Raw genomic sequence first — 21,225 nt, 5'->3', positions numbered from 1 at the left:
AATCGATCGATGCGCCAGCGTCACACTACACCGGCTTCGTGCGCCTGCACGTCGGCGTGGTAGCTCGAGCGCACCATCGCGCCGACTGCCGCATGCGAGAACCCCATTTTGAGCGCCTCTTCCTCGAACATCTTGAAAGTCTCGGGGGTCACATAGCGACGCACCGGCAGGTGATGCTCGGATGGTTGCAGGTACTGGCCGATCGTCAGCATATCGACATCGTGGGCCCGCAAGTCGCGCATTACCTGCAGAATCTCCTCGTCGGTCTCGCCCAGGCCGACCATCAGGCCCGATTTGGCCGGTACATCCGGATGCAGCCGCTTGAACTCCTTGAGCAGATTCAGCGAATGCTGATAGTCGGACCCGGGCCGGGCTTCCTTGTACAGGCGCGGCACTGTCTCGAGATTGTGATTCATCACGTCGGGCGGCGCGGCATTCAGAATGCCCAGGGCCCGATCCAGACGCCCCCGAAAATCCGGCGTCAGAATTTCGATGCGGGTTGCCGGCGAATGCTCGCGCACTTGCCGGATGCAATCGACGAAATGCTGCGCCCCGCCGTCGCGCAGGTCATCGCGATCGACGCTGGTGATCACGACATATTTCAGCTTCAGGGCGGCGATAGTCTTGGCCAGATTCAGCGGTTCCGCCTCATCCAGCGGATCGGGGCGGCCGTGACCGACGTCGCAGAACGGGCAGCGGCGCGTGCATTTGTCGCCCATGATCATGAAGGTGGCCGTGCCCTTGCCGAAGCATTCGCCGATATTCGGGCAACTGGCCTCCTCGCAAACCGTGTGCAGATTGTGATCACGCAGAATCTGTTTGATTTCGTAAAACCGCGAGTTCCCGGTGGCGGCCTTGACGCGAATCCACTCGGGCTTCTTGAGTTTTTCCGCCGGCACGATCTTGATCGGGATACGCGCCGTCTTGGCCTGCGACTTCTGCTTGGCCGACGCATCGTAAGGGCCGTCGATACTGCGGACTTCCTGCGAGGAAGATTGGCTATCGTTGGGTGACACGGTATTCGTCATAAAGCGTCCAATCCCGCGGCGCGGCATCCCGCAGGCAAAAAAACTCAGCCCGCCAGCGAGGCGAGCCGCAAGGTATGCTGTTCAAGATGAAAAGACAGCCGTTCGGCCAGCTTTTGCGCCACCTCGTTCCAGCCGGCGGTCACGCCGAGCGTGGCCATGTCAATGGTTTGCAAGCCGGCGTAGCCGCACGGGTTGATCCAGGAAAACGGGCGCAGATCCATGGCCACGTTCAAACTGACGCCATGGTAGCTGCACCCGTTGCGGATCTTCAGTCCCAGCGCTGCGATTTTGGCGCCGCGATAAGGATCCTGGGCGACAGTCGGGGCCACGTAAATCCCCGGCGCGCCGGCTTTGCGCTCACCCGCGAGATTATACGCCGCCAGCGTGTCGATCGCCGCCTGCTCGATCAGATTGACGAACTCCCTGACCATCAACTTGCGTCGCCGCAGATCGATCAGGGTGTAGGCGACGACCTGCCCCGGACCGTGATAGGTGATTTGCCCGCCACGATCCACCTTGACCAGCGGGATGCCGGTATCGGCCAGCAACAGATGGGCGGGATCGCCGGCCAGACCCAGCGTATAGACGGCGGGGTGTTCGACCAGCCAGAGCTGGTCGCGGGTATCGGGCTCGCGTGCGTCCGTATAGGCGCGCATCGCGTCGAAACTGCGCTGGTAATCTTCGGTGCCGCGCCAGCACACGTCAATCGAGGAAGTCATCCAGCTAGTTTAGCGAAACCCACCCGAGCGCGCTCGGAGTCAGGCCCGTCGGCGCGAAAAAGGTGCGCGCTCAGGTCGGCGCGCCGCAACGCTGCGGTGCGGCGCGACGCAGATGCCGCGCGCGGGCGAGCAACTGGCGCCACAATCCCAGGCGGCGTGGCGTGGCTCGCCCAATGAGAATGTCGCCAGACGCTTCCGCCGAGACCCAGTGCTGCCGGCGCGGCGCCAGTTGAAGAGATTCGCCGGGCTCCAGCCAGTAATCGGTCGCATCACCCGCACGCGTGACCCAAAGACGCGTCTGGCCTGCCGTCAGCGTATGCGCGCTCGACACGTTCAGCGCCAGAACGTCCTCCTGCCGGAGGGTGTAAACGTATTGAATACTTGTTAGTTTATTTGTCATTTTGGGGCTCCACGTCGTGTTGGTCGATGTGTTGATAATATGACTTGACGCGTCTACCGCCAAAGGATAAATTTTTCCTTTCTTGTCAATATTTTTCACATGGACATTCGCAAGCTCCCGAATCTTGGCGCGCTGCGCGCATTCGAGGCGGCCGCCCGCCAGGAGAGCTTCTCGCGCGCCGCGGAAGAGTTATTCGTCACGCACGGCGCGATCAGCCACCAAATCCGGGCACTCGAGGAAGAACTGGGCACGCCGTTGTTCGCGCGGCACGGCAAGCGCATCAGCCTGACGCCGGCGGGCCGCACCTACGCGGCCTGCGTGCGCGACGCGCTGCTCGATATCGCCCGGGCGACCCAGGCGCTGCGCGCCGGCGCCCGTCACGAGCGGCGGCTGGTCCTGAGCACCATGCCGTCGTTCGCAGCCCGCTGGCTGACGCCGCGCATCGGACGCTTTATCGAACTGCACCCGCAACTCGAGGTGGAACTGCGCTGCAGCATATCGCTGATCGATTTCACCAGGGACGACGTCGACGTCGTCATCCGACTCGGCAATGGAACGTGGCCCGGCCTGCACGCGGAGAAGGTGCTGGACGAAGTGTTTTTCCCTGCCTGCAGTCCCGGTTTCAACGGCGGAAAGCTTCCGGTCCAGCCCGGCGATTTACGTCACTGCTCCCTGCTGCGCTCGGTCGACGAACCCTGGCAGCCCTGGTTCGAAGCCGCCGGCATTCACGATATCCCGGAGCCGCGCAGCGGCATTCTCTACGAGGATTCGGCAATGATGCTGCAGGCCGCGATCGACGGCCAGGGCGTGGCCCTGGTGCGGCGGTCGCTCGCCACCAACGACCTGGCCGCCGGCCGGCTCGTGCGGCTGTTCGACATCGATAGCGCCTATGCGTGGGACTATTATTTCGCGTGCCCGCCCGCACTGCTCAAGACCCAACGGGTGAGCGCATTCCGTGACTGGTTCATGGACGAAATCGCCCTGTTCCGTACCGAATACATGCAACTGGAGCGGGCGCACACGATTGCCGCCTGAACCACGCGGCCAGACGCCGCGGGCACCGTCACAACACCACGGTCACCATCGGATGAGCGGTCAAGGCGCGGTAGATATCGTCGAGATGGGCGCGGCTCGTCGCTCGCACGGTCACCGTCAGACCGAGGTAATTGCCCGCCCGGGACGGCCGCATTTCAATGCGCGCGGCGTCGAACTCGGCATCGAATTGCTGCATCAGTTGAGCAATGCTTTGCGCAAACTCAGGCTGCATCCTGCCCATCACCTTGATGGGAAAATCGCACGGGAATTCGAGCAGGGTTTCGTTGACGGGACTCATGGGTTTTCCTTGGCGCGCCCAAGCCTGGCGCGCAACAGCTTACAAAAAATTTGGCCCGGCATGGGGGGCGCCGCCGATGCCGATCCTGGATGCCATTGATGCGGGCCGATTCTCACTTTTTCAAGAACTTCAATCGCAGGGCATCCCAAGCACGTCCCAGAATGCCGGCCTGCGGCACATCCTGCAGCGCCACCACCGGGAACGAAGCGACCTGCTTGCCATCGGCCGTGATGTTCACCGTACCGACCACCGCACCCTTGGCCAACGGCGCGATCAGCGGCGCGCGCACTTCCAGCACAGGCTTGATTTTATCGCCCAGCCCCTTGGGAAGGGTGACGAAGGTGTCCTTGTCGACGCCGATCGCGACGGTATTGGCCCGGCCTTTCCAGATGCGCGGCTGGGCGATCGCCTGGCCCGCCCCATACACGCGCAGCGTGTCGAAGCTCTGATAGGCGTAGTTCAACGCGCTGAGCGTGTCCTGCACCCGGGCACGTTCGGTGGTGTTGCCCACTGCGATGGCCAGCACGCGTCGATCCACACCCGGCACATTCGGCATGGGCCGATGCGCGGAGGCAATCAGACAATAGCCCGCCTCCTCGGTATGCCCGGTCTTGAGACCGTCGACCGTCGGATCCAGGAACAACAGGCGATTCCGGTTCCATTGACGAATATGGTTATAGGTGAACGACTTGACCGCATAAATCGGGTAGTACTCGGGAAAATCCTCGATCAACCGGGCCGACAGAATCGCCAGGTCGGCAACCGTCGTGTAGTTCTGCGGATCGGGCAGGCCGTCGACATTCACATAATGCGTATTCTTCAGTCCCAGCCGCTTGGCCTCATGATTCATCATGTTGACGAAGTTCGCCTGTGAACCGCCAATCAGCTCGGCCAGCGCAATCGTCGCGTCGTTGCCCGACTGCACGATCATGCCGTACACCAGATCATGCACGCTGACCGGTTTGCCCGCTTCGATGAAGGTGCGCGATTCGTCAGCCCCGACCGAGCGCACGGACTCGCTTGGCCGCACCGTCTGAGTCATCGAGATACTTTTATTCTTGAGTGCCTCGAACACCAGATAAGAAGTCATCAGTTTGGCCAGCGAAGCGGGCGGGATGCGCTTATCGGGATTGCCTTGCGCCAGGATCTGGCCACTCGTCAGATCGCTGATCAGCCAAGCCTTGGCGCTCATCGGCGGTGGCGGAACCTGCGCCTGCGCAGTCAACGAAACGGCAACGAGCGTCGCAACGCAAGCGACGCGGGAAAACGCGGTGGAAATATTCATTGGCGATTCACGAAACAGGGTGCTAAGGCAGTAGCCATCGAATGTCTGACTACTTCGGCGGGGGCGCCGCCGTCAGACAATCCACACCAACCATTAGTTCAGCGAATGATATTCCCCGCACCTGGGCCGACACCATGAGATGTTCCGAGCCAGTCCAACCGGCACTTTTGCGCGCCTGCCGGGCTTCGCCGCTCAGCCGTTCGATGAAAACCCGTCAGGGAGCATCGATCAGCAGGCGTTCAACGATCTTGCCGTTGACCAGATGACTATCGACGATCTCGTCGATATCGGTTTCGTCCACGTAGGTGTACCAGACACCTTCCGGATAAACCACCACGGTCGGCCCGTCTTCGCATCGGTCCAGGCAACCGGCCTTGTTGATGCGCACCTGGCCCGGCCCCGCCAGGCCGAGGGCCTTGACGCGCTTTTTCGCATACTCCTGCATCGCTTGCGCGTTGCAGTTCGCGCAACTCGGACGCGGCGCATCGGGCTCGCGCTGGTTCAGGCAAAAGAAAACGTGATGCCGGTAATACTGGGACATGGGAAAAGGGGGCCTAAGCATGCGATATCAATGGATACGATCCATTCTAACCGAGCCACGCAAAATCAGTGCGCCATGCCTGGACAGGCGGCTCACGGCCTGTCCGGCGGGAGTCTGGGGTGACCCCGGTGAGTCGGGTCGAACATCGCCAACAAATAAACCAGCGCCAAATAGGGCCAGATCAAATCGATCCACCGCGCCAGCACGTTGAAATGCAGATATTGTCCCTGGCGCCACGCATCGAGCGCCATCTGATAGTAGGGGTTGGCCGGCAGCACATTGACCAGCAACAAACCCGCCGACAGGGCCAGCAGGGCAACGCCACCCCGCATGCCGCGCGGCAGCCGGACCGTCAGCAGAAGAAGAACCAAACCGCTCGTCAGGCCCAGCACGGCGCCCGGCGTCACCCAGTCAAATGCCTGGGCCGGGGAAAATTGCAGCGCGGCGGCAGCCGTCTTGACGGCGATTCCTGCGCTCAGCAAGGCCAGTATCAGGCGCAAACGCGGCGCCGCGCGGCGCATCGACAGGGTCGGCAACAGGCCCGCCACGAGCGTGCCGCTGGCTGCCACCATGGTCTCCCAGGCAAACTGTCCGGTGATCGGATCGAGGGTCGCGACATAGCGTTGCAGGCGCGCCAACCCGGGCACCCAGCCAAGCAGCGTGCCGGTCGCGCCGGGGTCCAGGCTCAACCAGATCTGGCGCACCAGGGCGCCCGTGCCGAACAGAAATTGCTGCGGATAGGCCTGCGCCAGCGGCCACAGGCCAAGCAGCGCCAGTGCGGCGCTGGCGCGCCGGTCGAACCAGGCCAGACGCCAATGGCGCAGCCAGCCGCGATCGAGCAACGGACTGGCCAGCGGCGCGGCAATCGCACCGCCGATCAGCGCGCCCAACGCGTTGGTCGCCAGATCGACGTTGGACGACACGCGTGACGGCAAATAGGTCTGCAAGGACTCCATCGCCCCCGACAGCACAAGCCCCGCGGCAAATGCCGCAAATACGGCCCTGGCGCCGCGCCAGGCCGGATGCAATGCCAGAACCACGGCGATGCCCAGCGGCAGATAGCCGAGCACGTTGACGATCACGTCGAACCAGGTCAGATAACGCGGCAACGGCGCCAGCACGAAATCGAACGGGCCGACCGTGGCGCCCTGCCAGTCGAACGGATACAGGCTGGCGTAGACCATCAGCACCACCAGGGCCAGCAGGGCCTGGCGCACCAACGGCGAAGCGCGGCGCTGCCAGGGTTTCACCGACCCCCCGCTCACGGTTCGCGCCTGCCGCGCATCACGACAGCGGCACGGTGGCGAGCCACCGCACCAGTTCGGCCTGGGCCGCGTCGGTAGCAGCTCGCAATGCAGCCACGCCGCCGCGGGCGTCGTTGCTAGGCGCCGGTCGAGTGACATGCAGGGTGGTTTGCGCGACCAGTTTGTCACGATCGAAAACACTGGCGCGCAGCACGACCGCGCCGTGACTGCGGCTACGGCTGTCGAACACCTGCGTGAATTCGTCCAGCTCGATCTTCAGCAGCGGCGCCGCCACCGGGTCGCCGGCATTGAGCACGCTGCGCTGGCTCGCCAGCCGCGCTCGCAGGCGCTCGCCGAACAGGCGCTGGGGCGGCGCCAGCCAACGGCTGTCGGCATAGGCACGCGCCTGGTCGCCGTCGGCGCCCGGCAGGCGGTAGTACATCGATTCCTGGTCGAGCCAGGTGGGCGCCGCCACCATGACTTTGATCGGCGCCAGGGTACGCCCGGAGCTCGCCGGCGATCCAGGCGCAGCCACCGGCGGCGGCCCGAGATCAAAGCGCTCGATATTCGCTGGCAATGGGCCGCTGGCGCATGCGGACAACAGAAGCGCAGCGGCACACGCGAAGAGAAGGCACAGTCGTTTCATGGATCGACTCTCAATTTTGCGGAACGGTTGACGGCCACGCAAAGCCGCTCTCGCCCGGGCCAGGGGTCGGCGGTGTGACACCGAACAGCAGGCTGCGGGGATTGCGGCTGACGGTGTCGGCGGCAGCGCCCAATGACTGCATGGTCGTGCGGGCCTGATCGCTCAGCACGTTAAAACGCGGCAGCGACTCTTGCTCCAGCGTGCCGCTCAGCTCGATGGTGGTCTGCTGCAGCGCCGACAGACTCGCCGTCGCCTGGCTGGCGGCCTGGCCAATGCTGTTCAAATTGCGCGTGAGCGGCCCGTGCGGATCCGATAGTTCGGTCGCCAGCCGGTTGGTCGAAGCCAGCGTGCGGTCGAGTGTGTCGAGCGTCTGCGGCAATTGCTGCGCCGCCGGCGCCAGCTTGCCGGTCAGGTCACTGAGATTGTCCGCCGCCGATTTGATGCCGGCGACCATGCTCATCATCTCGTCGCGATTGGCCCGGCTGAAAAGTCGATTGAGCGACGTGCTCAGCTGTTGCACCTGGTTCAGCAAGGTCGTGCCGCGCTGCTGCAATTCATCGAGAAAACTCGGCCGCATGTAGAGGCGCGCCACGTGTGCCGGCGTCGAGACCAGCGGCGTCTTGTCGCGGCCGGTATCGTCCAGTTGCACGTAAGCAATGCCGGTCACGCCCTGGAACCCGAGATTGGCAAAGGTCGAGTGCGTCATCGGCGCGTCCTTGTTGACCAGGATGCGGATCACGATCTGCCCCGGATTGGCGGGATCGAAGTGAATGCTCTGGACCTTGCCCACGTCCAGGCCACGGTAGCGCACCGCCGCTTCGGGATTGAGTCCGTTGACGTTGCTGCGGGAGATCAAATCGTAGGGCACGCGCTCGGTATTGTCGCGATTGAACCACAGCAGCGTCAGGATCACTGCGGCCACCAGGCCGATGGTGAACAGGCCCGCCAGGAAGGCATGGGATTTATTTTCCATCTTGCAATATCTCCGAGAGCGCGGCACGACGCTGGGGCGGTAATGCTCCGAGCGCCCGGCGGCCCCGCGCGCCGAGGAAGTAGTCGTGAATGAAAGGATGATCGACCCGCACCACATCTTCGACCGGTGCATTGACCAGTACCCGGCGCTCGGCCAGTACCGCCACGCGGGTCGATAGCAGCACCATGGTATCGAGATCGTGCGTCACCATCACCACGGTCAGGCCCAGTTCACGATGCAGATCGCCGATCAACGAAACGAACTCGTCGGAGGCCTGCGGATCGAGCCCGGCGGTCGGCTCGTCCAGAAACAGCAATTCGGGCTCCATCGACAATGCACGGGCAATGCCGACGCGCTTGATCATGCCCCCCGAGAGTTCGGAGGGCATCAGCGTGGCCGCCCTGCACGGCAGCCCCACCATATCGAGCTTGAGCATCACCACGTCGTTGATCAAATCTTCGGGCACTGTATGCAGCTCGCGCAACGGCTGTGCGATATTGTCGAACACGTTCAACGCGGAAAACAGGGCGCCATGCTGGAACAGCATGCCGGTGCGGCGCCGCAGCAGGTGCACCGTCATCTCGTCGGCATTGGTGATATCGTGTCCAAGCACCGTGACGTGACCGCTGCTCGGCGCCTCCAGTCCGATGATCTGGCGCACCAGCGTGGTCTTGCCCGAACCGGATCCCCCCACCAGCGCAATCACTTCACCGCGGTAGACCGTCAGATCGAGATGATCGTGAATGACCGTGCTGCCGTAGCGCTTGCACAGCTCACGCACCTCGATGACGGTCTCGGCGGGCTGGTCGGCGGATGGGCGAAGCGAACTCATCGGACACCCACGCCGGAGAATACGATGGCAAAAATAGCGTCAGCCAGGATCACCACTGTAATGGAGGTGACCACCGAGGTCGTGGTGCCCTCGCCCAGGCTGCGGGTATTCGGCTTGATGCGCAAGCCGAAATGGCAGGCGACGAACGCGATCAGCATGCCGAACACCACCCCTTTGCCCAGACCAATCCAGAGATTGGCCAGCGGAACCGCGCCCGGCAAAGCGAAAATGAAGTAATGGTAGCCAATGCCGAGCGCGGCGTTCGCGGCCACCATGCCGCCGATCAGCGCAATGATGTTGGTCCACATCACCAGCAGCGGCATCGAAATGCCAAGCGCGATCACCTTCGGCAGAATCAGTCGGAGTCCGTGAGGAATATCCATCACCCGCATCGCATCGAGCTCCTCGGTCACGCGCATGACGCCGAGTTGCGCGGTGATCGCCGAGCCCGAGCGTCCCGCGACCAGAATCGCCGAGAGCACCGGCCCGAGCTCGCGAATCACGGACAGGCCGAGGATATTGACAATGAAGGTGCTGGCGCCGAACACCTTCAATTGCTGGGCGGACAGATACGACAGCACAATGCCGATCAGGAATGCCACCAGCGCTGTAATGCCCAGCGCCTGGGTCCCCGTGCTGTAAATATTGGCGGAAATTTCCCGCCACGGTCCACGCAACGGATGCCGCGCTACGCGCATCAAATCAAGCACGAACTGGCCCAGCATCGTGACGCCGCCGCGCAGGTGATCGACGAGCGAGAACAAGGCCAGCCCGAGCCGGCTGACAATGTCGATATGCGGCGGCGGCTTGGGCGTTTCGCGACGCTGGTCGAACGCCGCCAGACGCTCGAACATGGTTTGCTGGTTTTCGCTCAGGACGATGCGCGCAGGCAGGCGCCGTTGCCAGTAGCGCCACAGTGCCTGGGCGCCGACATGATCGAGCCGCTCCACGGCACTGAGATCCCAGCCGAGCTCGCCCGATGGCAAGGCTCGCACCAGGCGCACCACGGTTTTCTTGCGGCGCGCCAGCGCGAAAGCGGTCCACAGGCCTTGCAACACCACGACGTGGCCTTGCGCATCTTGCTTGAGTTCCAGGCTCGGCGGAATGTCACGCTCCAATGCTGGTTTCTCCCGACACGAAATTGAGCTTCGCCATTGTATGCCAGAAGCCGAAGCCTCCCCCGCCGGGCGCCGGCCCGCCGTTACAATACCGTCCTATGACAACCCCATTTTCCGATTCTTCTTCGAGCAGGGACGCCCAGGCACCGACGCGGCAAATCGATCGCGCCCGCCTGGCGGCCTTGACGAGCCGCGCGGTCAACGCCTGGGATATCGAGCTGGTCGAGGCGACCGGGTCGACCAATACCGATTTGCTCACCCGCTGGCGCAACGCTCCGCCAGTTTCACCCACCGTGCGGCTGGCGTACCGGCAAGAGGCCGGGCGCGGCCAGCGAGGTCGGGTCTGGCGCGGGGCGCCCGGCGACAGCCTGATGTTCTCGATAGCCTGCGGCCTGCCCCTCGCGCTGCCGCAATTGGCTGGCCTGAGCCTGGCCACCGGCGTCGCCGTGATCGAAGGCCTGCAGCGCCTGCCGCTAACCGCTCCGCAGGCGTTGACGCTGAAATGGCCCAACGACGTCTTGCTGGCCGGCCGCAAACTGGCCGGCATTCTGATCGAAGCGACAGGGGCGGAGCCGGCGCGCAGCACGGTCGTCATCGGCATCGGACTGAACCTGCGAAATGCCCTGGCGCTCGATGCGCAACTGGCCGCCGACCAGGCGGCCGACCAGGCGGCCGACCAGGCGGCCGATCACCCTCGGGAGCCGACCGCGACGCGGCCCGCCGCGCTGGAGGAAATTCTGTCGCAAGTCGACATGACCCACACGCTGGCGGTTCTTCTCGACCAGTTGGAGCAGATGTTGACGCGCTTTGCCGTCGACGGCTTCGCGGCATTCCGGCCTGCCTGGGAAGCCCTGCACGGCTTCGCCGGCCAGCCCGTGCGACTGGTGCAGCCCGGCATGGGCGACACCGAAGGCATTGCGCTGGGTGTCGACAACAGCGGCTGCCTGCGGCTGGGCACCGCCGAGGGCGTGCAGCTCATCACCAGCGGACAGGTTTCGCTGCGGCCCCGGGAGCGCTCGTGAACCACGCGCTCCTGATCGACGCCGGCAATACCCGTCTCAAGTGGGCGCTGGCGCCCATGCCGGCGCCGCAAAACCGGCAACCTGGCCGGCCGGCCTATTTGGCCAGCGGCGCGGTTGCCCAGCATGACTGGCCGGCGCTCACCGAGCAACTGGCGGCAGCGACGGCCATGGCGCCGCAACACATCTGGCTATCCAACGTCGCCGGCGCTGCGGCCGAACAGGCATTGCGCGGCGCCTTGCGACAACTCTGGGGGCACGCGGCGCCCGCACCCCGCCTGCACAGCATCCGGGCCCAGGCTGCGCAGTGCGGCATCGTCAACCATTACACCGACCCCGCCCAGTTGGGCTGCGATCGCTGGGCGACGCTGATCGGCGCGCGCGCAGCATTCCCCGGTGAGCATTTGCTGGTGGCCACGCTGGGCACGGCCGCGACGCTGGAGAGTCTGAGCGCCACTGGTGACTTTCTTGGGGGATTGATCGCCCCCGGACCGGCCTTGATGTTGACGTCGCTGGCCAAAGGCACCGCGCAACTGCCCACCGTGCTGCCCGCGCAGCTGGCCGACGCGCCGTTCGCGACCGACACGCGAGCGGCCATGCTCGCCGGCTGCCTGGCGGCCCAGGCGGGTCTGATCGAACGCAGTTACGCCGCACTGCGCGCGCGCCTCGGTGAGGTGCGCTGCGTGTTGACAGGGGGCGCGGGGCAGTGGCTGTCGACCCATCTTTGCATACCTCACACCGAGCACGACAATCTGGTCCTGGCCGGTCTGTTCGAAATTGCCGCCTCGGAATCAAACGCGTCTTTGGAAAGCCATACACTATGATTCGCGCGTCATTGCTGGTCGGGCTGCTGCTCGTCAACGCGGGTTTGCTTGCAGCTCAATTGGGCTGGTTGCCGGTGGGCAATGGCGAACGCGACCCCGGGCGGCTGGCGCGGCAGATTCATCCGGAAAGACTGCGGGTTTTGCCACCCGGCGTGAGTGTGGCGCTCGCCACGCCAGCCATTGCCAGTGCCGTGCCGCTCCCGGCGCCGCCGGTGGCGACGCCGCTGGCGCCAACGCCGCCAACACCGGCCTCGCCGGCGCAAACCGCGCCGTCGGCCGGCGCTCCATCACAAGCGTCGGCGCCGGCGGCACCCGGCGTACTGGCCGATTGCGTGGAAATCGGCCCGCTCAGCGCAGCCGAGGCAACCCAGGCCAAGGGGCTGATTCTGGCCACCATGCCAGCCGGGCAAGGCGACCTGCAAAGCGTGCCCAGCGTTGCGCGGTGGTGGATTCACCTGCCGGACGTCGGCAGCCACGCCGAGGCGGATCAATTGGCGGCCCGGCTGCGTCAAGCCGGAGTCACCGAGTACTACGTGCTCGGCAGCCAGGACAAGACGGGATTCGCGATATCGCTCGGCCTGTTCAATGAAAAAGCCCGAGCAGAACGATTGGCCGACGCGCTGAGAAAGAAGGGGTTCGCACCACTGGTCACCGCCAAGGCCGCGAACGGCAGCCAGCTGTCCTACCGCGTGACCAATCTCAGCAAGACAACGGCTACCTCGCTCATCGCCATGGTGCACCAGCAATGGCCGGCAACGGCGGTGCAGCAGTGCGCGGCGCAGTAACGCGCCACGTCGCGCTCAGGTCACCCGACGCAATGCGAGCACGGGCCGGACTTCCCCGGTGCGCAGTCCGCGCGCGTTGGTGAGTTGGGGCCGCACCCAGGGGGCAAGCGGCGTTTGCATCGGGTCTTTCACCAAACCCAGTTGAACCAGCACCTCGACGGCCGCCGTATATAGCGCGCGCATATTGCCGTCGACCGTCTTGATGGCGATGCCCAGTCCGGCAGACCGGATCCCCAGTGCCTGAACTCCGTCGGCGCCGATTTTTGCGACCCAGTCGCCCGGCATCGTGCGCATGAACGCCAGATCGTTGCGATTGGTTCCCGAGACCAGCTCGGGATGGCTTGTCATGGCGGCGTAAAGCTCGGCCAGGCCGGCGCCATGGCTCGACTGCGGCTCTGCCTGCGCCAGACGCGCATAGGCGGTGGCCAAATGACTGAGCGGCAATGCGTAATTCGGCGCCGAGCACCCGTCGATACCCATGGGCAGCGCCTCGCTATCGACCACCGTCACATCAGCGACGGCGCGCCGGATCTCGCGTTGCAGCGGATGAGCCGGGTCGAGATAGGAATCGAGCGGCAAGCCGTGCTGCACGCAGTACGCCAGGAACCCGGCATGCTTGCCGGAGCAATTGTGATGCAACGGCGTCAGTCGCAAATCGGCCGGCACCGGCTCGCCGACACTCGCATAATAGGTCGGCACGTGACACCCGCATTGCAGGTGATGCTCGTCGCAACCGCTTTTGTCGAGCAGGCTTGCAACCGCGTGCACATGCATGGCCTCACCCGAATGGCTGGCGCACAACATCGCCAATTCGCTGGAGTCCAGCGAGAAATGCGCGGGTCCGCCGCCCGCCATAAAGGGTAACGCCTGAAACGGTTTGAGCGTGGAGCGCGTGAACGTCAGAAATTCGGGATCTCCGGCGGCGTATTGCAGGCGGCCGTGCGCATCGACCACCGCCACCGCGCCGTAATGGACGCATTCGACCGTGTCGCGCCCCTGCGCGCCACGCGTGATTTCAACCAGCGGCGCCAATGTCATGATTGCCTCACTTTGCGCAGCAGCGCCGTCGTGGAGCGGTCGTAATCGAACGGAATCGCCAGGGCCCGCCCGCCCCAGCCGCGCACCAGCGTGGTTTCGGCCAGCCGCTCCATATCGTAATCGCCGCCCTTGACGAGAATGTCCGGGTGCAGCGCCTCGATCAATTCGTAGGGCGTGCGCTCTTCGAACGGCACGACCCAATCGACGCTGGCCAGCGCGGCCAGCAGTGCCATGCGGTCGTCGAGCGAATTCACCGGGCGGTCATCCCCTTTGCCGAGAGTTCGTACCGACGCGTCGCTGTTGACCCCAACCACGAGACAGGCGCCCAGCGCCCGCGCCTGGGCCAAATAAGTCACATGCCCGCGATGCAGAATATCGAACACGCCATTGGTGAACACCAGCGGACCCGGCAATGCCGAGCGGCGCGCGCACAGCGCCTCGCGCGTGGTGATTTTGCTCTCGAAATCAGCGCTCATCGAAAATGTACGTGAAAGAGGAATCGGCGCTATTGTCCCATGCCCAACGCTCGATCCGTCAATAAAAAAGGGGCCCGCAGGCCCCCTTGACAACCTCGCGCGTCGAGCCGCTCACGCCGAGTGCGCGGCGTTCTGGATCGCGTTGCCCAGACGGGTCGTGATTTCCTTGCGATAGCGGTTCAGATCCTGCGCCGTCGAGAAGCTGCGCTCGAACAGCAAAGACAGATTGTGCAGAATCCGGTCGACGACCTTTTTCTCCCAGCCATCGTCGAATTTGATCTGCTCGTCGAGCCAATGCTCCAGCCATGTCGGGTCGGGCAGCTTCGACTGCACCGTGTCGTTCGGGAACATTTCTTTGTTGACGTGCAGGTTGGTCGGGTGCAGCGGTTTTTCCGTGCGCCGCGCAGAAGCCATCAGCACGCCGATCTTGGCGAACGCCGAGCGCGCCGTATCGCCAAAGCGCGTCATGGCTTTCTTCATGTAGCGCAGATAAGCGCCGCCGTGACGGGCTTCATCACGCGAAATGGTTTCATAGATGCATTTGATCACCGGTTCGGTGTGCCACTCGGCAGCGCGGCGATACCAATGATTCAAGCGGATTTCACCGCAGAAATGCAGCATCAGGGTTTCGAGCGGCGGCGCCGGGTCGAACGGGAAGCGCACCGCGTGCAGTTCCTCCTCGGTCGGCATCAGATCCGGCCGGAAGCGACGCAGATACTCCATCAGTACCAGCGAATGTTTCTGCTCCTCGAAGAACCAGATGCTCATGAACGCCGAGAAATCGCTGTCGTCGTGATTGTCCCGCAGAAACATCTCGGTGGCCGGCAGCGCCGCCCATTCCGTGATGGCGTTCATCTTGATCGTGCGAGCCTGCTCGTCGGACAGCAAGGATGCGTCGAACTGGCTCCATGGAATATCCTTTTCCATGTTCCATCGCACGGCCTCCAGCGACCTGTATAGCTCGGGATACAACATTCCGTCCATTTCATTACCCCCAAGAAGAAGGCCAAAGCCTTCCACATCACCGATCTCAATTCTTAATGAAGTTTACGCAAATAGCAGTGTTTTAGATGCCGCACGCGACATCCGGGCGCTGCCCTCCCGCGCCCCAATGAGAGTGAGTCGGTCAATCCACCTGCCCAACCTGCCCGCCAACACCGTCCCGAGCACGCGGCGATTGCCCGCCGCCCGGGAACCTGGTAACCACCAAGGAAATGATGCCTTGTCAAAGATATTTGCCCGGATCACCCAAAAATCCAAGACAAACCTTTGAATAATAACATAAAATTCCCAATCAACCCGATTCCATTCCCGCCTGGGCGGCGCACCGGCTGCAGTTCGCATGCCGCTCCTGGCTTGCCAAGTCATGACCGCTGCCTTAGCGTTGGCATTGACGCATCCGCTCGCCGTCTTTTCGGCACAGAAACGCCCATGGAAATCGATCACACAGCGGCCGTGAATCGGCTGATTCGCTTCTTCGAAACGCTGACGCTGCAGAGTATCGCCAATCTGGGTGAATTTTATGTCAGCACCGCATATTTCAAGGATCCGTTCAACGAGGTGCGCAACGTTCAACAGATCGCCGGGATCTTCACACACATGTTCACCCAGGTGGATGCCCCGCGCTTCGAGGTGACCGCCACGATCGTGCAGGGACACCAGGTTTTTCTGGCGTGGAATTTTCATTTCCACTTGAAACATCGGCAGCACGACGCGCAGCAGATTCGCGGCGCCACGCATCTGCGCCTGGCCGCCGACGGCCGCGTTGCTTACCATCGCGATTATTGGGATGCGGCCGAGGAGCTCTACGAGAAACTGCCGGTGCTCGGCACGCTCATGCGTTTTCTTCGCCGCCGCGCCAGCGCTGCGCAGTGAAGCCGGCGCGGCGTCGCGCTCAATCGGCGGCCATCGCCGGCGGCGCGCCGCCCGAAGCGCCCGGCGCAACGGCCTTCGGTCCACCCAGCCAAAGTTCGACCTTGTCGCGCTGCGCGAACGTATCGGCCTCGCCCAGCGCGATCAATTCCCGGGTGTACTCCGACTCGAACAGCAAATAACTGGCGAATGCCGCGCCCGGCGCATCGGCCGCGCCCAGTCCTCGCAAAATCGCGCGCACCGGAACCGGCAGGCATTTGATGTGGCGCGCCGCGATGGGCTCGATGCGCTGGCTGGGCGCGATCACCAGGACCTCGACCGGTCGCCAGCCGCTGCCGCTCAGGTCGGCGTCGGCAACGTAACGCAGCACATTATTGATATGGTTCAGACGCTCGACGTCGGCGCTCAGGCCATCGAGAAACACGCTGGCAAGCGCCTGGCCGCCAATTTGCGCCAGACTCGGATAGCCGGGCGCCGGCTCGCCGCTGCTGTCCACGCCATATTGCGCATGGGCCGCGCCGATCACCAGAATCCGCGAGGCGCCAAGATGAATTGGCGGGCTGAGCGGCGCGATCTGGCGCATGGATCCATCGCCGAAATATTCCAGATGCCCGTCCAGTTCGAGGGGCACTGCCGGAAACAGGAAGGGGATCGCGCTGGAAGCAAGCAGATGCTCGACGCTCAGCCGCACCTGGCGCGCAATGCGTTGGGTGCGCACCCACGGTTGAATCGGTTGGGCGCCTTGGTAAAAAGTGACATGCTGGCCGGACGAATAACTCAACGCGGTGATCGACAGCGCATGCAACATGCCAGTGCGGAAAATGCGCTCCAGACGATCCAGGTCCATCGCCCGGCGCAGCAGTTCGGCCAGCGGCGAGCAATCGAACAACGATCGGGGTGCGCGTCGCAGCGCCCAGCCCAGCGACAAGGCGGTCAACCAGCGCGAGCCGACCGCCATGATGCCGAGCGAGTCCGCGCGAAACACCTGGTCGGCATGAAACCCCTCCCAGACCTGCACCAGGTCGGCGATACCCGCCTGAAAGTCGTCGGCGCGGCAGGCCACGGCAGTGGCATTGATGGCTCCGGCAGAGGTGCCGCAAATCACCGAGAAAGGCAACGCCCGGCGCGCCGGCGCGAGTTCGCGCATGATGGCGGCGATGCCTTTGAGCACGCCAACCTGGTAGGCGGCGCGCGCGCCGCCGCCCATCAGCACCAGTGCCGTTGTCGGCCCCGCCATACTCGCTCCCGCTGATTGGCCGATCGACATCGGCCAGTGCCCGGCCGCTCCCGCGGATCAGGCCGCGCCAGCCGGCTTGCGCGGCGATTTATCCGCTGTCTTCCTGCCCGCGCCCTTGGCCGCCGCCTTCGCGGCAGGCTTCGCTGCCGACGGGGCCGACGCTGCCGATGCGGATTGCGCTGCGGCGGCGATCTGCTCGAACTGATCACGCACGGCATTCCACCAGAGATTCGGGTCCAGCGCGGCATAGGCCGACGCCGCCTCGGCGAAGGGCGACTGGCCGGCGGCCGCAGCGCCGCCCGCACCCGCCTCGCCCGCTGACTCCGGCGCTGGCGCGGCAGGTTCGCTGGCCTGGCTCGGCGCGGCTTGCGCCTTGCCCTGCATACCCTGCGCGGCCGCCCCAAGGCTCGCACCGAACGAGCGCAACGTGGCGTACGTGGCGCGCTGAACCTCGAAAGCCTGAATCGTCGAGCGCAACATATTGACGTTGAGTGTCAGCCACTGTTCGACCGCCCGCATTTCGGCGATGCGCTTTTCCAGTTCTTCCGGGCTCAGCAGCGGCGCGCTGCTTTCCATCAATTGGGTCAAGGGCGCGGTAAACGCCGACGGCGGCGTAAAGGCCTCCCACATTTTCTGGAGAATCTCGAAGCCGTTCGGCAATGCAGCGGATGCGTCGCTCATCGTTGTCTCCCGCAAGGACGTTATCAAATGGTACTCATTACATCATACGCCGCGATGTTCAAAACGGCGCATCCGGGGCGAATCCGGGGGCACGGCGCTCACGCAGCGAAGCGATGCCCTCCTTCACGTCCGGTCCGGAGAATCCCATGAATTCGAGCGCCAGCGAGGTATCGAAAGCCGGACCGGCCGCACGCAGCCAATTGTTGAGCGCGTATTTGGTCCAGCGCACCGCGCTTTGCGAGCCGTGGGCGAGTTTGCCGGCAACTTCGAACGCCTTGGGCAACAGTTCGGACTCGTCGACTGCCAGCGAGACCAGACCGATGCGTTCAGCCTCCTCGCCGCTGACCGGCTCGCACAGCAGCAGGTAATACTTGGCCTTGGCCATGCCGCACAGCAACGGCCAAACGATCGCCGCATGGTCGCCCGCGGCGACACCCAGCCTGGTGTGGCCGTCGATGATGCGGGCATTCCTGGCGACAATCGAAATATCGGCCAGCAGCCCCGCCACCAGCCCTGCACCGACGGCCGGCCCATGCATGGCCGAGACGATCGGCTTGCTGCAATTGATCACGTTGTAGACCAGATCACGCGCCTCGCGCCAGACGCGCGCGCGCACGTCGAAATCGTTCGCCATTTCCTCCACCAACCCAAGATCCCCGCCGCCCGAGAACCCCTTTCCCTCGCCGCGGATCACCACCACACGGGTCTCGGTATCGCGATCGATATCACGCCAGACGTCGGCCAGTTCGCGATGCATTGCCTGGTCGGCGGTCGCCAGACCGCTGCGGTTGGCGCCGGTCCCGTTCATGATCAACTCGAGGATCCCATCGGGATGCCGCTTGAACTCCAGCGCGTGATAATCAGCGTAATCCATGCTTGACTCCATAAAAAATCCCCGCCGCAGCGGGGATATCCGATCCGGCGCAGCGGGCGCTTACTTCACCAGCACCCACTTGCCGTGTTCGATCTCCACCATCACACGGGAGCGCTGATCCAGCCCTTGGTGGTCGGTCTTGCTCATGTTGACCACACCGTTGCTCACGTGCAGGCCATCGGTCGACTCCAGCGCATCGCGCAGCGCCTGACGGAACTCGGCCGTGCCCGGCTTGGCCTTCTTCAATGCCTGCGGAATGGCGTGTTGCAGCAGCAAACCTGCGTCCCATGTGTACGATCCAAATTCCGACACCGAACCCGGGCCGTATTTGGCGTCATACACTTTAGTGTAATTCAGGGCCGGCGCCTTGGCCGGGTTATTGTCGGGCAACTGCGCGGCGACCACCACCGGGCTCGCGGCCAGATAGGTGCCGTTGCAATCCGCGCCGCACACGCGCAGGAAATCGTTATTGGCCACGCCATAGTTGTGATAGATCAGGCCCTTGTAACCACGCTCGACCAGCGTGCGCGGCGGCAAGGCAGCCGGGGTGCCCGCCGCACCCACCACCACCGCGCCCGGCTTGACCTCCAGGATATGCAACACCTGGCCCAACACGCTCGGATCGGTCCGGTTGAAGCGTTCGTTGGCGACGATCTTGATTTGATGCAGGGCGGCGAACTTGGCGATCGCGTCGTAAAACGACTGCCCAAGTGCATCGTTCTGCCCGATATACGCGATCGTCTTCACGCCGCGATCGCTGGCGTGCTGAATAATTGCCGAAGCCATCTGCGTGTCGGTCTGCGGCGTCTTGAAGACCCAGGCCCGCTTGGCGTCCATCGGTTCGATGATATGCGCCGAGGAGGCCAGCGAAATCATCGGCGTCTTGGCTTCGGCCACCACGTCGATCATCGCCAGGGAGTTCGGCGTAATCGACGAACCGATAATGGCATCCACGTGATCGTCGTTGATCAGTTTCTTCGTGTCTCGCACCGCGGCGGTGGTGTCCGAGGCATCGTCGAGCACGATGTACTGCACCTGCTGTCCGCCGATTTCATGCGGCAGCAAGGCAATCGTATTGCGCGCCGGAATGCCCAGCGAAGCTGCCGGACCGGTCATCGACAGGACCGCGCCGATCTTGATCTGCGCAGCGGCAGTGCCCGCCACGGTCAGCAGCAGCGCGGCAGCCAGAGTATGCAACGAAGAAACACGCATTCAGGATCCCCTCAATATATAGTTTAGGAGTAAAAGAATAACTCACTCCCTGCCGCCCGGCATCAGGGTAGACCCGTACGAGTCTCACCGACCGTACGCCGGCCGGCGCGCCGGCGGCGAGTCGCCAATGCATTTTCCTGTCCTAAATACAGAGATTTCTGCACCGTTGCGTTGTTGTTTCTCCGCGGCTGGCTAAGGTAAATTTCCGATGCCGGCTCGCGTCGCCGCCACTTCAGTGCAACGCCGCTCGAACACCGCGATCACGATTGGTCCGGCATGCGAAACGTCTCGAGATTTCAGCACCAGGCACGCCAATGGCCGCGCACCTGACCGTCCAACCTGCCCCGATATTCCCTTCTCATGCATATGCGCAAACTGTTCGTCATTTGTCTGCTCGTCGCCAGTTACCTGGCCGGCGCGACCGCTACGGCCGCACCAACGGTCGACTTCACCGTGGCATTTCCCGACAAGGAGCCAACCTCACTCAAGGACGGCCGCAAAACCTACAAAGTGCGGGCCTACCGCGTTGCATTGGATCCGCAGCAGGTACGCGGCGCAACGCATGCGGTCAGCGACAGGGACATGGTATGGGATTCGGGCGACCTGGTGCTCGGCACGTCGTCGGAAATCAAACCCGTGACTTACGACGGACAAAAGGCCCTGCTGCTGGACACGGACAGCGGGGCCATCATCATCGCCTATGACGAGCGCAAGCCGAAGAACGCGCCGGCCAGGGTGCTGTTTCATCGCGAGTTGACCGGCGACGGCGCCGATTCGATGAACGTGCACAGCGCCGAGGTGCTACCCGACGGCAACGTGGTCATCGCCGATTCGAATGGCTATCTGTACCTTCTGATCAAACCGGGCGACGCGCGCGACGTGCACCAGCCGATGGCGCAGTCGAAATGGTACGAACTGGATTTCGCACACGGCGTCGTGTGGGACCAGCGCAGCGAACGGCTTTACGCGCTAGTGCATTGAATCATTGAAATTGGATGTTTGATGCCCATATGCTTGGGCATGCAAAGAACGATGCTGACGAGCGAACAACGTACCGATCTTGAGGCCGTCATGCGCAAGCGCTACGG

Annotated in this window: 24 protein-coding genes; 6 read left to right on the top strand and 18 right to left on the bottom strand. The window is 63.6% G+C overall.

Annotated elements, in window-relative coordinates:
• Positions 1 to 20: 20 nt before the first annotated feature.
• The 3 genes from lipA to EPN80_RS18915 all read right to left on the bottom strand — a co-directional run bounded on the left by lipA (position 21) and on the right by EPN80_RS18915 (position 2,147).
• Positions 21 to 1,028, bottom strand: a complete 1,008-nt coding sequence (gene lipA / locus EPN80_RS18925) for a lipoyl synthase (RefSeq protein WP_293030995.1) — start codon at positions 1,026 to 1,028, stop codon at positions 21 to 23.
• Positions 1,029 to 1,072: 44 nt separating this feature from the next.
• A complete protein-coding gene (gene lipB / locus EPN80_RS18920) occupies positions 1,073 to 1,747 on the bottom strand; it encodes a lipoyl(octanoyl) transferase LipB (RefSeq protein WP_293030993.1) in 675 nt (224 codons plus the stop codon).
• Between the two features lie 70 nt (positions 1,748 to 1,817).
• Positions 1,818 to 2,147 carry a DUF2917 domain-containing protein gene (locus EPN80_RS18915; protein ID WP_293030990.1) on the bottom strand — a complete coding sequence of 110 codons (330 nt, stop codon included), beginning with the start codon at positions 2,145 to 2,147 and terminating at the stop codon, positions 1,818 to 1,820.
• Positions 2,148 to 2,246: 99 nt separating this feature from the next.
• Between EPN80_RS18915 and EPN80_RS18910 the strand changes: the two genes are divergently transcribed.
• Complete coding sequence (locus EPN80_RS18910) at positions 2,247 to 3,182, top strand: transcriptional regulator GcvA (RefSeq protein WP_293030987.1); 936 nt, start codon at positions 2,247 to 2,249, stop codon at positions 3,180 to 3,182.
• A 28-nt stretch (positions 3,183 to 3,210) separates the two neighbouring features.
• Here EPN80_RS18910 and EPN80_RS18905 read toward each other — a convergent pair whose 3' ends face one another.
• From EPN80_RS18905 to EPN80_RS18870, 8 genes are all read right to left on the bottom strand, one after another.
• Positions 3,211 to 3,480 carry a DUF493 family protein gene (locus EPN80_RS18905; RefSeq protein WP_047215168.1) on the bottom strand — a complete coding sequence of 90 codons (270 nt, stop codon included), beginning with the start codon at positions 3,478 to 3,480 and terminating at the stop codon, positions 3,211 to 3,213.
• Positions 3,481 to 3,592: 112 nt separating this feature from the next.
• Positions 3,593 to 4,765, bottom strand: a complete 1,173-nt coding sequence (locus EPN80_RS18900) for a D-alanyl-D-alanine carboxypeptidase family protein (RefSeq protein ID WP_293030982.1) — start codon at positions 4,763 to 4,765, stop codon at positions 3,593 to 3,595.
• Between the two features lie 214 nt (positions 4,766 to 4,979).
• On the bottom strand, positions 4,980 to 5,306 hold the full coding sequence (locus EPN80_RS18895; RefSeq protein WP_293031081.1) for a (2Fe-2S) ferredoxin domain-containing protein: 327 nt from the start codon (positions 5,304 to 5,306) through the stop codon (positions 4,980 to 4,982).
• Positions 5,307 to 5,398: 92 nt separating this feature from the next.
• Entirely contained in the window at positions 5,399 to 6,556 is a 1,158-nt protein-coding gene (locus EPN80_RS18890) for a VanZ family protein (protein WP_293030979.1), read from the bottom strand.
• Positions 6,557 to 6,590: 34 nt separating this feature from the next.
• Positions 6,591 to 7,196 carry an ABC-type transport auxiliary lipoprotein family protein gene (locus tag EPN80_RS18885; protein WP_293030976.1) on the bottom strand — a complete coding sequence of 202 codons (606 nt, stop codon included), beginning with the start codon at positions 7,194 to 7,196 and terminating at the stop codon, positions 6,591 to 6,593.
• 10 nt (positions 7,197 to 7,206) lie between these two features.
• A complete protein-coding gene (locus EPN80_RS18880) occupies positions 7,207 to 8,169 on the bottom strand; it encodes an MlaD family protein (protein WP_293030973.1) in 963 nt (320 codons plus the stop codon).
• Complete coding sequence (locus tag EPN80_RS18875; protein WP_293030970.1) at positions 8,159 to 9,001, bottom strand: ATP-binding cassette domain-containing protein; 843 nt, start codon at positions 8,999 to 9,001, stop codon at positions 8,159 to 8,161. Before EPN80_RS18875 ends, EPN80_RS18880 begins: the two co-directional genes overlap by 11 nt.
• On the bottom strand, positions 8,998 to 10,119 hold the full coding sequence (locus EPN80_RS18870) for an ABC transporter permease (protein WP_293030967.1): 1,122 nt from the start codon (positions 10,117 to 10,119) through the stop codon (positions 8,998 to 9,000). The genes EPN80_RS18875 and EPN80_RS18870 overlap by 4 nt, the downstream gene beginning before the upstream one ends.
• Positions 10,120 to 10,217: 98 nt before the next feature.
• Between EPN80_RS18870 and EPN80_RS18865 the strand changes: the two genes are divergently transcribed.
• Genes EPN80_RS18865 through EPN80_RS18855 form a run of 3 tightly spaced genes read left to right on the top strand, consistent with a single transcriptional unit; the run spans position 10,218 to position 12,747 of the window.
• Entirely contained in the window at positions 10,218 to 11,141 is a 924-nt protein-coding gene (locus EPN80_RS18865; RefSeq protein ID WP_293030965.1) for a biotin--[acetyl-CoA-carboxylase] ligase, read from the top strand.
• Positions 11,138 to 11,962, top strand: a complete 825-nt coding sequence (locus EPN80_RS18860) for a type III pantothenate kinase (RefSeq protein WP_293030963.1) — start codon at positions 11,138 to 11,140, stop codon at positions 11,960 to 11,962. The genes EPN80_RS18865 and EPN80_RS18860 overlap by 4 nt, the downstream gene beginning before the upstream one ends.
• A complete protein-coding gene (locus tag EPN80_RS18855) occupies positions 11,959 to 12,747 on the top strand; it encodes an SPOR domain-containing protein (RefSeq protein WP_293030959.1) in 789 nt (262 codons plus the stop codon). The genes EPN80_RS18860 and EPN80_RS18855 overlap by 4 nt, the downstream gene beginning before the upstream one ends.
• A gap of 15 nt (positions 12,748 to 12,762) precedes the next feature.
• Here EPN80_RS18855 and EPN80_RS18850 read toward each other — a convergent pair whose 3' ends face one another.
• The 3 genes from EPN80_RS18850 to EPN80_RS18840 form a co-directional block, all read right to left on the bottom strand.
• The gene (locus tag EPN80_RS18850; protein WP_293030956.1) at positions 12,763 to 13,785 is read right to left on the bottom strand and encodes an asparaginase; all 1,023 of its coding nucleotides are present in this window, start codon (positions 13,783 to 13,785) and stop codon (positions 12,763 to 12,765) included.
• Complete coding sequence (gene rfaE2 / locus EPN80_RS18845; RefSeq protein ID WP_293030953.1) at positions 13,782 to 14,261, bottom strand: D-glycero-beta-D-manno-heptose 1-phosphate adenylyltransferase; 480 nt, start codon at positions 14,259 to 14,261, stop codon at positions 13,782 to 13,784. The genes EPN80_RS18850 and rfaE2 overlap by 4 nt, the downstream gene beginning before the upstream one ends.
• A 111-nt stretch (positions 14,262 to 14,372) precedes the next feature.
• Positions 14,373 to 15,245: a ferritin-like domain-containing protein gene (locus EPN80_RS18840; RefSeq protein ID WP_293030950.1), complete on the bottom strand. Its 873-nt coding sequence runs from the start codon at positions 15,243 to 15,245 to the stop codon at positions 14,373 to 14,375.
• A gap of 447 nt (positions 15,246 to 15,692) precedes the next feature.
• Here EPN80_RS18840 and EPN80_RS18835 point away from each other — a divergent pair, with 447 nt between their 5' ends.
• Positions 15,693 to 16,136, top strand: coding sequence for a nuclear transport factor 2 family protein (locus EPN80_RS18835; protein ID WP_293030947.1), 444 nt, complete (start codon positions 15,693 to 15,695; stop codon positions 16,134 to 16,136).
• A 19-nt stretch (positions 16,137 to 16,155) separates the two neighbouring features.
• On the opposite strand, the gene EPN80_RS18830 is transcribed toward EPN80_RS18835, so the two are convergent.
• From EPN80_RS18830 to EPN80_RS18815, 4 genes are read right to left on the bottom strand one after another with little or no spacing between them, the layout of a single operon-like run.
• Positions 16,156 to 17,370 (bottom strand): patatin-like phospholipase family protein, encoded by a 1,215-nt coding sequence (locus EPN80_RS18830; protein WP_293030944.1) that lies wholly within the window; start codon positions 17,368 to 17,370, stop codon positions 16,156 to 16,158.
• A 57-nt stretch (positions 17,371 to 17,427) separates the two neighbouring features.
• Positions 17,428 to 18,051: a PhaM family polyhydroxyalkanoate granule multifunctional regulatory protein gene (locus EPN80_RS18825; protein ID WP_293030941.1), complete on the bottom strand. Its 624-nt coding sequence runs from the start codon at positions 18,049 to 18,051 to the stop codon at positions 17,428 to 17,430.
• A gap of 58 nt (positions 18,052 to 18,109) precedes the next feature.
• On the bottom strand, positions 18,110 to 18,925 hold the full coding sequence (locus tag EPN80_RS18820) for an enoyl-CoA hydratase/isomerase family protein (RefSeq protein ID WP_293030938.1): 816 nt from the start codon (positions 18,923 to 18,925) through the stop codon (positions 18,110 to 18,112).
• Positions 18,926 to 18,985: 60 nt separating this feature from the next.
• The gene (locus EPN80_RS18815; protein WP_293030935.1) at positions 18,986 to 20,137 is read right to left on the bottom strand and encodes an ABC transporter substrate-binding protein; all 1,152 of its coding nucleotides are present in this window, start codon (positions 20,135 to 20,137) and stop codon (positions 18,986 to 18,988) included.
• 360 nt (positions 20,138 to 20,497) lie between these two features.
• On the opposite strand from EPN80_RS18815, the gene EPN80_RS18810 reads away from it, so the two are divergent.
• Complete coding sequence (locus tag EPN80_RS18810; RefSeq protein ID WP_293030932.1) at positions 20,498 to 21,118, top strand: DUF6528 family protein; 621 nt, start codon at positions 20,498 to 20,500, stop codon at positions 21,116 to 21,118.
• Positions 21,119 to 21,225 lie beyond the last annotated feature (107 nt).

The sequence above is a fragment of the Pandoraea sp. genome, assembly GCF_004297875.1.
Classification (GTDB): domain Bacteria; phylum Pseudomonadota; class Gammaproteobacteria; order Burkholderiales; family Burkholderiaceae; genus Pandoraea.
Note: the sequence above shows the minus strand (reverse complement) of the source record. Positions and strands in the feature narration are given on the sequence as shown.